10 protein-coding genes are annotated in these 14,488 nt (G+C 71.6%); 5 read left to right on the plus strand and 5 right to left on the minus strand.

The genetic code is table 11. The features are described 5' to 3' along the window. Positions 1-44: 44 nt before the first annotated feature. Together ACFYL4_RS18670 and ACFYL4_RS18675 are read right to left on the minus strand one after the other, a co-directional pair. Positions 45-2,117, minus strand: coding sequence for a YhgE/Pip family protein (locus ACFYL4_RS18670; RefSeq protein ID WP_387519534.1), 2,073 nt, complete (start codon positions 2,115-2,117; stop codon positions 45-47). Positions 2,118-2,169: 52 nt separating this feature from the next. Next, positions 2,170-2,985, minus strand: coding sequence for an ATP-binding cassette domain-containing protein (locus ACFYL4_RS18675; protein WP_387519536.1), 816 nt, complete (start codon positions 2,983-2,985; stop codon positions 2,170-2,172). A 231-nt stretch (positions 2,986-3,216) separates the two neighbouring features. On the opposite strand from ACFYL4_RS18675, the gene ACFYL4_RS18680 reads away from it, so the two are divergent. Continuing rightward, positions 3,217-4,020, plus strand: coding sequence for a peptidoglycan DD-metalloendopeptidase family protein (locus ACFYL4_RS18680; protein WP_387519538.1), 804 nt, complete (start codon positions 3,217-3,219; stop codon positions 4,018-4,020). 50 nt (positions 4,021-4,070) lie between these two features. Further along, a complete protein-coding gene (locus ACFYL4_RS18685; protein WP_387519540.1) occupies positions 4,071-4,832 on the plus strand; it encodes an endonuclease V in 762 nt (253 codons plus the stop codon). 322 nt (positions 4,833-5,154) lie between these two features. On the opposite strand, the gene ACFYL4_RS18690 is transcribed toward ACFYL4_RS18685, so the two are convergent. Next, positions 5,155-6,594, minus strand: a complete 1,440-nt coding sequence (locus tag ACFYL4_RS18690) for a GuaB1 family IMP dehydrogenase-related protein (RefSeq protein WP_357758113.1) — start codon at positions 6,592-6,594, stop codon at positions 5,155-5,157. A 246-nt stretch (positions 6,595-6,840) separates the two neighbouring features. On the opposite strand from ACFYL4_RS18690, the gene ACFYL4_RS18695 reads away from it, so the two are divergent. Then, complete coding sequence (locus ACFYL4_RS18695; protein ID WP_387519542.1) at positions 6,841-7,770, plus strand: CDP-alcohol phosphatidyltransferase family protein; 930 nt, start codon at positions 6,841-6,843, stop codon at positions 7,768-7,770. Positions 7,771-7,880: 110 nt separating this feature from the next. Here the strand turns inward: ACFYL4_RS18695 and ACFYL4_RS18700 are convergent, their stop codons facing one another. Next, positions 7,881-9,035 (minus strand): acyltransferase family protein, encoded by a 1,155-nt coding sequence (locus tag ACFYL4_RS18700; RefSeq protein WP_387519544.1) that lies wholly within the window; start codon positions 9,033-9,035, stop codon positions 7,881-7,883. Positions 9,036-9,487: 452 nt separating this feature from the next. Here ACFYL4_RS18700 and ACFYL4_RS18705 point away from each other — a divergent pair, with 452 nt between their 5' ends. Next, complete coding sequence (locus tag ACFYL4_RS18705) at positions 9,488-11,383, plus strand: amidohydrolase (RefSeq protein WP_387519546.1); 1,896 nt, start codon at positions 9,488-9,490, stop codon at positions 11,381-11,383. Between the two features lie 84 nt (positions 11,384-11,467). Continuing rightward, positions 11,468-12,193, plus strand: coding sequence for a M48 family metallopeptidase (locus ACFYL4_RS18710; protein WP_387519637.1), 726 nt, complete (start codon positions 11,468-11,470; stop codon positions 12,191-12,193). Positions 12,194-12,265: 72 nt separating this feature from the next. Here the strand turns inward: ACFYL4_RS18710 and ACFYL4_RS18715 are convergent, their stop codons facing one another. Beyond that, positions 12,266-14,377 (minus strand): elongation factor G-like protein EF-G2, encoded by a 2,112-nt coding sequence (locus ACFYL4_RS18715; RefSeq protein WP_387519548.1) that lies wholly within the window; start codon positions 14,375-14,377, stop codon positions 12,266-12,268. Between the last annotated feature and the right edge of the window lie 111 nt (positions 14,378-14,488).

The raw sequence follows: 14,488 nt of genomic DNA on the forward strand, positions 1-14,488 counted from the left end.
GCCGGGCGCCCACACATTCTCGCGGATGCGCGGGCGCCCGTCGGTCAGATCTTCAGCGCGGGGTAGAGGGTGGACATCGTCCACACCCGCTTGCTGTTCACCGCCCGCCAGGTGAGCAGGAGCGGCACCACGAGCCACAGGCCCATCACGCCGAACGCCTGCGCTACCAGCGTCATGTCGCCGCCGCCGATCAGGTGGCGCATGGCCGTCACCGCCCAGTGCAGGGGCAGGTAGGGGCCGATCGCCTGGAAGAACGCCGGGCTCGTCTCGATCGGGTAGGTGCCGCCCGCCGACGTCAGCTGGAGCACCAGCAGCGCCAGGGCGACCACCCGGCCCGCCGCGTTGAACCTCACGTTCAGGTACTGGACCGTCGTGGTGAACGCCGCCGAGGTGAGCGTCAGGAAGGCGAGCATCAGGGCCCAGTTCTGCGACTGCAACCCGAGAGCCAGGTGCAGCACGGTCATCATCACCGCCACCTGCGCCCAGCCGAGCAGCAGCGGCACCACACGACCGGAGAGCGCCACCCGCCAGGACGGAGCGGAGGAGGCCAGCGCCCGCGTGGACAGCGCGGGCAGCACCATGAACACCACCATGGCCCCCACCCAGAGCGACAGCGGCACGAAGAACGGAGCGAACCCCGTCCCGTAGTTGGGCGCCTCGTTGTCCACCTCGCTGTCGAGCCGGACCGGTTCGCTCATCATGTCGGCGGCGCTGACCCGCCCGTCCTCGGAGTAGGTGGGGATCTCGTCCACACCGTCGGTCAGGCCCTCGGCGAGCTCGTCGGTTCCCGAGGAGAGTTCGCCCAACCCCTCGTGAAGGGTCCCGGCGCCGGTACTGAGCTGGCCCAGGCCGGAGTCGAGCTCACCGGCGCCGCTGGAGGCCTCGGAGAGGCCGTCGCGGAGTGAGCGGGAACCCTCGGCCAGGGCCGCCAGCCCCTCGGCGAGCTCGTCCGCCTTGGCCCGCGCGTCCTTGGCGTCCTCGACCATGTCGGGCAGGTCCTCGGAGAGGCTCTCGGCCTTCTCGCTGAGCGCGGCGGCCTCGGCCGCGGTCGCGTTGATGTCCTCGCGGTTGTCGTTGACGTACCCGGCCACCGACAGCGCGGTGTCCATGGCCTCCTGGAGGTCCGTGAGGAGCGTGTGCAGGTCGGGTTGTTCCTGTTCGAGCTCGGGGTGGTCCCGGAGGTAGGCGGAGAGGCGGCCGTCCACCTCGTTCAGGCCGGTGACGTCGATCTCCTGGGGTAGCTCCTGGAGTGCCTCGGACACGGCCGCGGACGCCTTCGCGGCCTCGCTGGCGCGCTCCTGGATGTCCGGGATGTCCTCCTCCAGCTGGGGAAGCCACTCGTCGGCGAGGTCGTCGAGCTTGTCGACCTGTTCGGAGACCTGGGTGGAGGCCGTGTCGGCGCCCGTGGCGAGCGTCTTGGAGCCCGTGTAGAGCTCTCCGATGCCGCCGCTGAGCTCACCGGCCCCCTCGTGTGCTCCGTCGATGCCCTCGGAGAGTTCGCCGGAGCCGCTCTCGGCGTCCCCCGCGCCGGTGGCGATCTGTCCGGCGCCCTCGGCGGCCTCCTCGGTCTTGCCGTGGATCTCGTTGAACCCCAGGAAGATCTGGTCGAGGTAGTCGCTGATCGCGGAGGACGCGGCCGCCGCGCGGATCTCCTTGAAGGCGCTGCCCGCGAGCTGGCGCACGACGTAGCTGTTGGAGTCGTTGTAGTTGGCGACCAGGAGGGCGGGGACGGGGTCCTCGCGGTTCCGGGAGGGAGAGGTGAGGGCCTCGCTGAAGTAGGTGGGGATGGTGAGGGTGACGTAGTACGTGCCGTCCTCCAGCCCCTGGGCGGCCTCGGAGGCGTCCACCAGGTGCCAGTCGAGGTCACCGCGCTCCAGGAGGGTGTCGGTGAGCTCGTCGCCCGCGTTGACCTCCTCGTCGTCGACCACGGCGCCCCCGTCCTCGTTGACCAGGGCGACGGGCAGGTGCTCCATCCGGTCGAACGGGTCCCAGAACGACCACAGGTACATGCCGGAGTAGAGCAGGGGGATGAGCATGAGGGCGGCCAGTGCCGCGGTGGGCAGCGGGGATCGCAGGAAGGACCGCATGGTGAGCAGCCCGAGGCGGGGAACGGACATGAACCGGTAGACGGGGGCGTCGCCGCGGTCCGCGCGTGCCTTCCTCCATCTGTCACGAACGCCCACGGTGCCGACCCCCCTTCCGCTCGTGCTCGCGCTCCGGCGGCGGGTCCGCCGGGTCCTCCTCGCGGTCCAGCAGTTGGTCGATGCCGATCACTTCCTCGGTCGGTGCGGCCGCGGTTCCGTCGGCGGGGGTGGAAGCGTCGTCGCCCTGCCGAATCCGCAGCGGCCCCTGGGTGTCGGGGCCGTTCACGGAACCGAGTTCCTGGGCGTCGGCGCAGGTGGCGATGACGGTCAGGCCCTCGTCGGTGAGGTTCTTCAGGGATCGCCACATGGCGGCCTGGTGGTCGCGGCCGAGCCCGCCGTCCACGTTGTCCACCACGAGGAGGCGGGGCTCGTAGACCAGGGCGAGGGCCACGCCGAGGCGCCGCCGCTCCAGCATGGACAGTTCCTTGGTCATGGTGCGGCGGTCGAGGTCGGCCAGACCGGCGGCCTCCATCGCCTGGTCGGTCACCGACCGGGTGGCGGGGCGCATACGCAGCAGGCGGGCCTCGGAGAGGTGTTCGCCCACGCGCAGGCGGTCGTCGAGGGCGTTGACGTCGTCCATCAGCCCGAGTGAGCTGATCCGGCGTACCTTCCGTGCCTGTCGGGGCAGCGTGTACCCGTCGACGTGCAGGGTTCCGCCGGTCGGCTTCATACGGCCGGACAGGGTGAGCAGCAACGCGCTGCGCCCCCCTCCGGAGTCGGCTTGGAAGACGGTGAGCGTTCCCGGCCGGGCGGTGAAGTCGACCCCCGTGTAGACGGGGCCCTCGCGGGTGGTGAGTGTGACGCCCTCGGCGTGCACACGAGCTCCGGTGGCCCGACGCATTCTTGCGGCCTCCCCCTTTTTGAACTGACCGGTCAGTACAAATTCACGGCCTCCACGGTACTGCTCCGGGGCGGTGCTCCCGAGCGTTCGGGTCTGTGGCCTCCGGCACAACGCGACGCTCCACGGGCCCGGGGGATCGGCGGCCGAAATTGGGTGACGCTTGCCCTTGCGCGCATCGTGTACGTTAGTACGTAATTACGTATAAAAAGGATCGAGCCCAGGGAGTACGGCATGCGCGGCATCCTCATGAACCTCGGCGGACCACTGCTGATGGTCTACTTCGCCTACGCCGTCGCGGCCATCGCGCTCGGCCTTCCACTCGAACCGCTGCTCCCCCTGCTCGCGGCCGCGCTCCTCTTCCTGATCGGACCGCGTTTCCTGGTCCGCACGCCCTCCGGCGACGCGCTGGACGCCGCGACCGTCGAGGTCGCCCCGCCGGTCGCCGGCCGCTGGGTGGCGCTCAACAGTCCGGCGGACCGGGTGCCCAGCCACGGCACCCACCAGTACGGGCAGACCTACGCGATCGACGTGTACGTCGACGAGGGCCGCCCGCCTGGCCGCGGCTCCTGGTGGCCGCTCTCCCGCCGTCCGGACGACGGCTACCCCGCCTTCGACCAGCCGCTGTTCGCCGTCGCCGACGCCACCGTCGCGCGCGTCGACGACCGCCAGCGCGACCATCGCAGCCGTGACACCTGGCCGGGGCTGCTCTACCTGTTCGCCGAGAGCATCGTCCGCAGTGTCGGCGGGGCGCGCCGCGTGGTGGGTAACCACGTCGTCCTCGACCTGGGCGACGGCGTGTACGCCGCCTACGCCCACCTGCGGAAGGGGTCGGCCGAGGTCCGGGTGGGCGACCGTGTCACCACCGGTCAACCGATCGGCAGGTGCGGCAACTCCGGCAACTCCAGCGAGCCGCACCTGCACTTCCAGCTGATGGACCACCCGAACCCGGGCCGGGCCGCGGGCGTCCCCTTCCGCTGGACGGGGATCGGGGTCCCGGCCGCCCGACAGGCCTTCACCGGCCTAGACTGCGCCTGACAGCCCGGACACGAGGGGTCGGGGAGCGCACGAGGAACCGGGGGACACACGTGAACGATGTCGCGGAGCGAGCGGCCCAGGCCCTGGACGACCCGGAGAACTGGCCGAGCGACCCCAAGGAGGCCGTGGCCCGCCAGCGGCTGCTCGCCGACCGGGTCCGCACCGAACCGCTCGACGCCGACTCCGTGCGCCTCGTGGCCGGCCTCGACGTGAGCTACGGCGTGGGCGACAGGGAACTCGCGGCCGCGGCCGTCGTCCTGGACGCCCGGACCCTGGAGGTCGTGGAGACATCCCTGGTCGCCGACACCCCGTCCTTCCCCTACATCTCCGGGCTGTTCGCCTTCCGTGAGCTGCCCCCGGTACTCCGGGCCATCGAGGGACTGTCCGTCACCCCGGACGTGTTCGTCTGCGACGGTTTCGGCCTGGCCCACCCCCGCCGCTTCGGCATCGCCAGCCACCTGGGGGTCCTGATCGACGCGCCGGTGGTCGGCTCGGCCAAGTCCGTGCTCTACGGCCGCAACTCGCCGCCGGGGGAGGAGCGCGGCTCGTGGACCCCCATGGTCGCCGGGCGATCCGAGGTGGTCGAGGACACCGCGACCCTGGCGGCGGAGGGCGCCGAGGTCATCGGGCGGGTCCTGCGCACCCGCGCCCGTACCAAACCGGTCTACGTCTCCGTGGGCCACCGGGTGGACCTGGAGGGCGCCGCCGACCTCGTCCTGAGGGTGTCGCCCAAGTACCGGGTGCCCGAGCCCATCCGGCACGCGGACCGGCTCTGCGGCCAGTACCGCAAGGAACACGAGGTCCGACCCTAGGGCGTGTTCTGTGGATCATTCCGCGCTCGCGTGGCCAGGCTGCCTCTCGCTGCGCCGATGGAGCTCGGACAGCCAAACCCGGGCTGACCGTCGCTCATCGTCTTGCGAGAGATGGCCTGGCGGCCGCTCGCGGTGCTGGCGGCTCCGCCGCCAGAAGGCGAAAGCATCCACAGAACACGCCCTAGGAGCCGAACCGCCGAACCGCCGGACCGCCGGACCGCCGAACCGCCGGACCCGGAAGACCGCCGCACACACGGAGAGGGGGGAGGGACCGTCGTGGTCGCCTCCCCCCTCTCCGTGCGTCACCCGTGGAACGGCGCGCCTACCAGCCGTTCTCCACGGGGCGCCCCTCGTTGTACCCGGCGGCGCTCTGCACGCCGACCACGGCGCGCTCGTGGAACTCCGCGAGGGAGGTGGCGCCCGCGTACGTCATGGAGCTGCGCACACCGGCGATGATCTGGTCGATCAGGTCCTCCACACCGGGACGCTCGGCGTCCAGGTACATCCGGCCCGTCGAGATGCCCTCCTCGAACAGCGCCTTGCGGGCCCGCTCGAACGGCGAGTCCTCGGAGGTGCGCAGGCGCACCGCGCGCGCCGACGCCATGCCGAAGCTCTCCTTGTACTGGCGGCCCTGCGCGTCGCGCATGACGTCGCCGGGCGACTCGTAGGTGCCGGCGAACCAGGAGCCCACCATTACGTTGGAGGCGCCGGCGGCCAGGGCCAGGGCCACGTCGCGCGGGTGGCGCACGCCGCCGTCCGCCCACACGTGCCCGCCCATGTCGCGGGCGGCGGTCGCGCACTCCAGTACGGCGGAGAACTGCGGACGCCCCACGGCGGTCATCATCCGGGTGGTGCACATCGCGCCGGGGCCCACGCCGACCTTGACGATGTCGGCTCCGGCCTCGATGAGGTCCCGGGTGCCCTGGGCGGTCACGATGTTGCCCGCGACGATCGGCACGCTCGGCGACAGGGCGCGGACCGTGCGGATCGCGGAGATCATCTTCTCCTGGTGCCCGTGCGCGGTGTCGATCACCAGGGTGTCCACCCCGGCTTCGAGCAGCTCGGCAGCCTTGCCGGCCACGTCGCCGTTGATGCCGACGGCGGCCGCGACGCGCAGGCGGCCGCGGTCGTCCACGGCGGGGCGGTACAGGGTGGAGCGCAGCGCCCCGGTGCGGCTGAGCACGCCCACCAGGGCGCCGTCGCCGTCCACGACCGGGGCCAACCGGTGCCGGTTCTCGTGCAGGACCCCGAAGGCCGTCTGCGGCTCGGTGCCCTCGGGCAGGGTCAGCAGCTCGACGGACATCACGTCGCGCAGCTGGGCGAAGCGGTCGACGCCCGAACAGTCCGCCTCGGTGACCACGCCGACCGGGCGGCGTGCCTCGTCGACCACGATGACGGCGTTGTGCGCCCGCTTGGGCAGCAGGTTGAGCGCCTCACCGACGGTGCTGGTGGGGTTCAGGGTGATGGCGGTGTCGTAGACCAGGTCGCGCTGCTTGGTCCAGGAGATGACGTCGGAGACCACCTCGAAGGGGATGTCCTGCGGGATGACGGCGACGCCGCCCCTGCGGGCGACCGTCTCGGCCATCCTGCGGCCCGCCACGGCGGTCATGTTCGCGACGACCAGCGGCACGGTCGTGCCGGTGCCGTCCGGGGACGACAGGTCGACGCTGAGCCGGGACCCCACCGCGCTGCGGCCCGGGACCATGAACACGTCGCTGTAGGTCAGGTCCTGGCTGGGAACCTGGTCGTTGAGAAAACGCAATGCCTCTACCTCGGTCAAGACCGAAGGGGGTGGACCACTCCGCCCGGCATCACCCGCGCGGCACCCTGTTGATCCCCCTCTTACCTGTCAAGTATGCCGTCACCGATTAGGTTGGGGGTACCCCCGTCTGGCATGATGACTCGATTCCCGCCTCAACCCGGCCCTCGCCCCTGCCCTCGAACGGTGCCCGATTCCCCCGCACCACGGGCGTTCACGGGTCCGTAGGGCTTTCCAGGAGAACCCCGCATGTCGCGTTTCACGCTCGCGCAAGTCAAGGAAGAGACCTACAAGGCGAAGGACGCCTGGTGGACGGTCTTCCTGGTCGATCCGCTCGCGGGCCGGATGGTGGTCTGGACGGCGAACCGGACCAACATCACACCGAACCAGCTCACTCTCGGCGCCGGGGTGCTGGGCCTGCTGTCGGCGATCTGCTTCGCGGCGCCCGTGTGGGCCGCGGACCTGGGCTGGGCCTGGCTGCTGGCCGGTGCCCTGCTGTTCCACCTCAGCTTCGTCCTCGACTGCATGGACGGCAAGATCGCCCGCCTGAAGGGGACGGGTTCGGTCTTCGGGAGCTGGGTCGACTTCGTGTTCGACCGCATCCGCTTCTTCGGCTGCGTGATGGCGCTGCTGGTCGGCCAGTGGATCGTCACCGGTCAGGCCGCCTATCTGATCGTCGCGCCGGTGGTGGTCTTCTTCGACCTGCTGCGCTACCTCAACGGCTCGCAGGTGGCCAAGACCCGTAAGAGCATGAAGCAGACGCTCGCCGTGGCCTCGGGCGACACCGAGCGGTTGCGGGCGGAGGCCACCCGCCCCGACGTCTCCGACCCCGAGGACGACGAGATGTCGGACGCCCCCGGGCAGGCCGGGGCCGCGGCGCCGCGCGGACTCTACCCCCGGGTGCGCAACCTCCTGCTGCGGCACCGTGTTCGTCCGCACCTGTTCAGCGGTATCGAGTTCGAGATGTTCCTGTGCGTGCTGGCGCCCGCGACCGTCCTGGTGGCCTTCGTCACGCCGCTGAACAGCCTGATCATCCCGGTGGCGGTGTTCTCGTGCCTGGCCCTGGGCTTCTTCGAGGTGGTGCTGGTGGCCCGCCTGTGGAAGGAGTCCCGCCGTTTCGAGGCGCGTCGCCGCGAGCTGGCCGCCGCGGCCCCGGTCACCGGGGGCGGCGGTAGCTGAACCGCGACCGGGCCGACCGGTGAACGGAGGAGGGGGCGTTCCGCGTGGTGCGGAACGCCCCCTTTTCCTTGTACGGGTAGGTCCTGGCCGCGGCCGACCGGTGGGCGCGGCTAGGCGGAGGCGCCCTCCCGCGCGTTCGCGCCCTTTTCCGCGGCCCCGCCGCGGGCCAGGCCCTTCCCGTCCTGGCGCAGGAACCACGTGGGCTGGGGTTCGACCGCCCACCGCATGCTCGCGCGCACCCACGGGGAGCACAGCAGCAGGGTGACCCCGACACCCAGCACCAGGGTGGCGGCCAGGGCGACCGGGCCGGACATCAGGTCGTACCAGGGGCTGGCCTTGAGCAGGATCAGGAAGACGGAGTGGCCGAGGTACACGTAGAGCGTGTAGGCGCCCAGCGCCGTGTACCAGGTCCGCCGCTTCGGGGTGAGTGCCAGCACCGCGACGGTCATGACCAGGGCGATGCCCATGAAGGCCAGCCGGATACCGATGCTCGGCATCAGCGGGTCGATGGCGCGGTCGGTCAGGCTCTCCTTCCAGAAGAGCCAGTCCCTGCTCATGCGGTCGGAGACCGGCACGGCCAGGAGGGCGGTGACGCCGAGCACCAGCACGGACGCGATCCGCACCCAGAGCCGGTCCAGGTGGGCGAAGTGCTCGCGGCGCAGACTCAGGCCCAGCACGAAGAAGGGCAGGAAGCTGACCACACGGCCGATCGAGAGGGTGCTGCCGAGGTCGGCCGTGGTGGCGAACAGGGAGATGACCACCGCGATCGCCACCGGCCAGCGCAGCCGCTGCCAGACCGGCACGGTGAGGCGCCACAGGAAGAGGGCGACCAGGAACCACAGGGTCCAGGTGGGCTTGAGCACGGACAGGGAGTCCGGGAGGCCGCCGCGTTCGACCGAGTAGATGGACTGGTGGATCGTCCAGAAGACGAGGTAGGGGACGGCCAGCGTCAGGACCAGCTTCTCGACCCGCGTCGACGAGGAGTCGAAGGACCGGGAGAGATAGCCGCTGATCATGATGAACGCGGGCATGTGGAAGAAGTAAATCCAGTAGTAGAGGGCACTGGCGGGCCGGTAGTCGGAGATCGGCTCGATCGCGTGGCCGAGGACGACCAGCGCGATGAGGATGAACTTGGCGTTGTCGAGTCGGGCGTCGCGGTCCGGCGGCCGCGCTGCCGCCGTGGCGCTGGTACCGGAGGCGAGGGCGGTCGCGCCGCGCCCCTTCTCCGTGGACTGGGGTGCCGGACTGGTCGTGGATGAGGCCACTAGGGACTCCGAGATCACTGATTTCTGGGGCGTGTTGTGTCGGTCCCGCTACCCTCCGTGCGGGATGGGGGGCGGCCGTCGGGCAGGGTCACGGGGCCTTGGGGCTGGTGCCGCGTGGCGCGCGAGGGGGCACCGGCGAAGACGTTGCGCGAACATGGTTCCGTTACCCTACTGAGACATATTGCGGTATGCCAGTAGTTCGCACAAATCAGGTAAAAGTTCCCGAACACATCCCGGACCGGAGAACGGGGACCCGGGGGACGCGCACACCCGTGGCAGCGGGTGTGGGATGGCTTACCGTGTGCAGACCCTAACCGATGGGCGGCACCGAGGCGCACCGCGGCACGAACGTGTCGGTGTGAACCCTCGGCGGACGCGCCGATAGGCTGCCCCCGGGCGGCAGGTCCCCCTGTCAACCTGTCAACGCCCGCCAGACGAGAACGAAGAAGGCGGTGGATACCGTGCCGCACGCGGTGGACCCCAACCGTGCAGCCCAGCACGGAAGCGTGGTCATGCGACTCCTCGACGAGCTCTTCCCGCTCGTGGAGGGCGTCTACGTCGACCTGCACAAGAACCCGGAGCTCTCCCACGCCGAACAGCGCACCGCCAGCGTCGTCGCGGAGTGGCTCAACCGGACCGGATACGAGGTCCACCGGGGAGTCGGCGGCACCGGCGTGGTCGGCATCCTCCGCAACGGACCGGGTCCCACGGTGATGCTCCGCGCCGACATGGACGCCCTCCCCCTGGAGGAGAAGACCGGCCTGCCCTACGCCAGCACGGCCAGGGCGCAGGACCCCGACGGCGCCGAGGTCCCCGTCATGCACGCCTGCGGCCACGACGCGCACACCGCCTGCCTGATCGGCGTCGCGGACCTGCTCTCCGAGACCCGTGAGGAGTGGGCCGGGACCATCATGATCGTCGCGCAGCCCGGTGAGGAGACCCTCGACGGCGCGCAGGGCATGATCGACGACGGCCTGTTCGACCGCTTCGGCCGTCCGGACGTCATCCTCGGTCAGCACCTGGGCCCCCAGCCCGCCGGTCTCATCTCGCACCGCGCCGGGATCATCCTCGGTGCCGCCAGCGCCTACAAGGTGCGGATCTTCGGCGAGGGCGGCCACGCCTCCCAGCCGCACACCACCGTGGACCCCGTCCTGATCGCCGCCAACATCGTCACCCGCCTCCAGGGCGTGGTCTCCCGCGAGATCAGCCCCAGCGAGATGGCGGTGCTCACCGTCGGCCGCGTCCAGGCGGGCACCAAGGCCAACATCATCCCCGACGAGGCCTACCTGGAGATCAGCACCCGGGCGCTCAACGAGAACGTCTCGGTCCAGCTCGAACAGGCCATCGAGCGCATCGTGCGCGCCGAGGCCGCCGCCTCCGGGGCCAGCCGCGAACCCGAGGTCGAACGCTTCCAGAGCAGCGGTGTCACCCACAACGACCCCGCCAGCACCGCCGACGTCGCCGCCGCCCACCACGCCTACTTCGGCGGCGACTACGTCATCCACCTGCCCGACCCCTCGCCCGCCACCGAGGACTTCTGCCGATTCGGACTGCCCGAGGACCCCCAGCCCATCCCCTACGTGCTCTGGTTCGTCGGCGCCACACCCCACGACGTGTGGGACAACGCCCCCGGCGACACCCCGTACGAGAAGATGGGCAACGTCCCGAGCAACCACTCGCCGTTCTTCGCGCCCGACCGCGAACCCACCCTGCGGGCCGGTCTCGCCGCCCTCACGATCGCCGCCCTGTCCTACGTGGGCAGCGACAACCCCAACCCGTCGGCCCTGGCACCCGAGCCCTCCGCCTCACCGGTGGGCGCGTCCTTCCCCGGCCCGGCCCCCGCCGAACCGGCGGACGCGCGCGTGCACACCGACCCCGGGGGAGACCACGCCCCCTACCCGGGCCAGGCGCCCCCCACCGGGACCGCACCGGGCGCCCACGCCCCCTTCGGCCCCCTCTCCGACCCGCTGGCCGCTCCCCGCCCGCAGGAGCCCGGCTTCTCCGACGAGGCCAACGACGCCTACGACAGCGCCTTCCTGGCCACCTCCTCCGCCTGGCCCGAAGAGCCGGGCAAGGCCACCCACGACACCGACATGCGATCGGTGATGGGCCGTCAGGACCAGGAGATCCGCGACGAGTGGCACAGCGAGAAGGCCGAGGAGTCGACCCTGTCCGCCGACATGGCCGCGATCATGGACGAGGACGAGGCGCCCGCACCACCGCCCGGACCGCCCGGACCGCCCGCCGGACCGGCCTTCGGGGGACCGCCGCCGATGGGCAGCGCCCACGCCGCACCGCCGCCCCCCGGACCGGACGACGACCTGCCCGACGCCCAGTACCGCCTCTGACCGCGCGTGGGGGCCCTCCTCTGGCGATGGGGTGACCCCCGCGTCCGCCGATCCCTGAGACACCACCGGGAGACCCCGCTCCTGCTGGGCTGTATCGCCGTGACCCTGCTCGCCGTCGGCGGCGCCGTCAGCCGGGCCCTGTCCGGCGACCCCAACGAACCGCTGCTGCTCCTGAGCATCCCCGTGCTCGTGTTCTTCGTCCGCGGCCAGCTCTACGCCCGCCAGCGGGTCAACGGGGTGCGCATCACGGAGGCACAGTTCCCCGAAGCCCACCGGATGGTCGTCGACGCGGCACGGTACTTCGGCATGCGCCAGGTTCCGGAGGCCTACATCGTGCTCGGCAACGGCGCGATCAACGCCTTCGCCTCGGGACACGGATTCCGCCGCTACGTCGCCGTCAACAGCGACCTGTTCGAGGTCGGCGGGCGTCTCGGCGACCCCGACGCCCTACGGTTCGTGATCGGCCACGAGGTCGGACACATCGCCGCCGGGCACACCTCGTTCTGGCGCCAGTTCGCGGTCTCGATCGCACAGGTGATCCCGGGGGTGGGCAGCACCCTCGGCCGCGCCCAGGAGTACACCGCCGACAACCACGCCTACGAGTTCTGCCCCGAAGGAGTCCAGGGAATCCGCGTCCTCGCGGCGGGCAAGTACCTGTACCCGGCCGTGGACTTCGACGACATCGTCGCGCGCGCCAGCACCGACACCGGATTCTTCGTGATGCTGGTCAACCTCCTGTCCAGCCACCCCGTCAACACGTTCCGCTTCGCCGCGCTCGCCGACCGGAGCACACCGGGACGGGTGCTGTGAGAGCTGTTCTTCTTGGGGCCTCCGCTGTGCTTCGGGGGCCGTCGGATGTTCACCCGGGGCTGGCGGCCCGGATCAACCCGTGCCCTTCGCGCGGGCCAGGTGGACGGGCAGGGGCTCGTGGCGCAGGTAGGCGCGGCTGAACACCCCGGTGCCGTGCGCGACCGCTCGCAGCTCCACCGCGTAGCGCCGGATCTCCAGCTCCGGCACCTCGGCGCGGACCACCACCCGGCCGCCCGCGGCGGCCTCCGTTCCCACCACGCGGCCCCGGCGGGCGGACAGGTCGTTCAGCACCGGGCCCAGGTGCGCGTCGTCGACCTCCACCGTCACCGCGTCCACCGGCTCCAGGACGGTCAGCTCCGAGGACGCGGCGGCGTCCCTCAGAGCGAGCCTGCCCGCCTTCTGGAAGGCCGAGTCGGAGGAGTCCACCGAATGGGCCCTCCCGTCATACAGCGTCACGCGCAGGTCCACCAACGGGTGCCCGGCGCGCACACCGTCCGCCATCTGCGCGCGGACGCCCCGCTCGACCGAGGGCACGTACTGGCGGGGGACCGCGCCGCCCACGACGTGGTCGACGAACTCCAGCCCCGCGCCGGACTCCAACGGCTCCACCTTGATCAGGCACACCCCGTACTCGCCGTGCCCGCCGCTCTGCTTGACGTTGCGGCCGGTGCCCTGCCCCGGAACGGCGAAGGTCTCCCGCAGCGGAACCCGGACGTCCTCCGTCTCCACCCGCACCCCGTAGCGCTCCTCGAGCCGCTCCAAAGACGCGTCCAGGTGGGCCTCGCCCAGGCACCACAGCACCATCTGGTGCGTCTCCGGGTCGACCCGCACCCGCAGGGACGGGTCCTCGGCGAGCAGCCGCGACACCGCGGACGACAGCCTGTCCTCGTCCGCGGCGGAGGCGGCGCGGATCGCGACCGGCAGCGTGGGCACGGGGAAGGGCCAGGGCGTCATCCGCAGCGGCAGCTCCGGCGCGGACAGGGTGTCCCCGGTCCGCGCGCCCGGCAGCTTCGACACCAGGCACAGATCACCGGCGACCACCTCGCCCACGTGCCGGGTCCGGGAGCCGAGCGGGACGGAGAGCGCCCCGAGGCGCTCGTCGTCACCCCGGTCCAGCTCACCGGCGCCGTGCACGTGCGCCACCGTGTCGGGTCGCAGCGTCCCGGAGAACACCCGCACGAGGCTCACCCGCCCCACGTACGGGTCACCGGTGGTACCCAGCACCTCCGCGACCAGCGGCCCGTCCGGATCACAGGTCAGGCCCTCCACGGGCCGACCGTCCGGGCGCGTGACCGGGGGGAGCGCGCGCCGGGTCGGGTCCGGGCACGACAGGGGGAGCTCGCGAAGGAGCTCCCGGACACCCACACCGTGCGTCGGGCTGACCGCCAGCACCGGGTGGAACCCGCCCGCCGCCACCGCCTTCTTGAGGTCGGCCGCGAGGAGGTCCGGGTCGATCGCGCGACCCTCCGCGTAGCGCTCCATGAGCGCCTCGTCCTCGCTCTCGGTGATGACCTCCTCGATGAGCGTGCGCCGCAGGTGGCCCGCCTGGTCGCGCAGCCAGTCGGGAACGGGGCCCGCACCGTCACCGCCCGCCCCCTCGTGGTACCGCTCCGAGACGAGCCCCCACAGCCCCACCAGCGTCCGCTGGTCTCCCGAACCCCGCACGGCGGGCACGTACGCCGGGTGCACTCCGGGGCCGAACGCCACCTGGCAGCGCGCCACCACCTCGTCGAAGTCGGCGCGGGGGTGGTCGATGCCGGTGACGGCGACCGCGCGCGGCAGGCCCGCCGCCGCGCACTCCTCCCACAGCAGGCGGGTGCGCCCGTCCACGTCGTCCAGGGCGGAGAGCACGAACAGGGCGGCGTCGGCACCGCGCAGACCGGCGCGCAGCGCCCCGACGAAGTCGGCGTAGCCCGGGGTGTCCAGCAGGTTGACCTTCACGTCGCCGACCACGACCGGGTTGACGGTGAGGTGTACCGACCGGCCCTGGCGGACCTCGACCCCGTCGTGGTCGCTGACGGTCGTGCCCCGTTCGACGGTGCCGGGCCGCCGGATCGCACCGGCGGCGTGCAGCAGGGCCTCGACCAGGGTGGTCTTGCCCGCGCCGGAGGGGCCCACCAGCGCGACGTTGCGGATGTCCCCGGGCCGGTCGGCCACGGGCGCGGTACCGGTTCGATCAGCCATCCTCGTCTACCAGCCCTTCGGGGTCCGGACGGCGGCCGGATCGCGCCACCGCCTGTGTGACCTGCGACACCTACCACGGTCGCTCTTCACGGCCCCGACCACAAGGGGTAG

The sequence above is a fragment of the Nocardiopsis sp. NPDC006938 genome (genome assembly GCF_042869555.1).
Lineage (GTDB): Bacteria > Actinomycetota > Actinomycetes > Streptosporangiales > Streptosporangiaceae > Nocardiopsis.

Bases quoted from the DNA above. Each gene is read 5' to 3' on its own strand.
- ACFYL4_RS18670 (WP_387519534.1), bottom strand. From the start codon at position 2,117: ATGTCCGTTCCCCGCCTCGGGCTGCTCACCATGCGGTCCTTCCTGCGA.
- ACFYL4_RS18675 (WP_387519536.1), bottom strand. From the start codon at position 2,985: ATGCGTCGGGCCACCGGAGCTCGTGTGCACGCCGAGGGCGTCACACTC.
- ACFYL4_RS18680 (WP_387519538.1), top strand. From the start codon at position 3,217: ATGCGCGGCATCCTCATGAACCTCGGCGGACCACTGCTGATGGTCTAC.
- ACFYL4_RS18695 (WP_387519542.1), top strand. From the start codon at position 6,841: ATGTCGCGTTTCACGCTCGCGCAAGTCAAGGAAGAGACCTACAAGGCG.
- ACFYL4_RS18715 (WP_387519548.1), bottom strand. From the start codon at position 14,377: ATGGCTGATCGAACCGGTACCGCGCCCGTGGCCGACCGGCCCGGGGAC.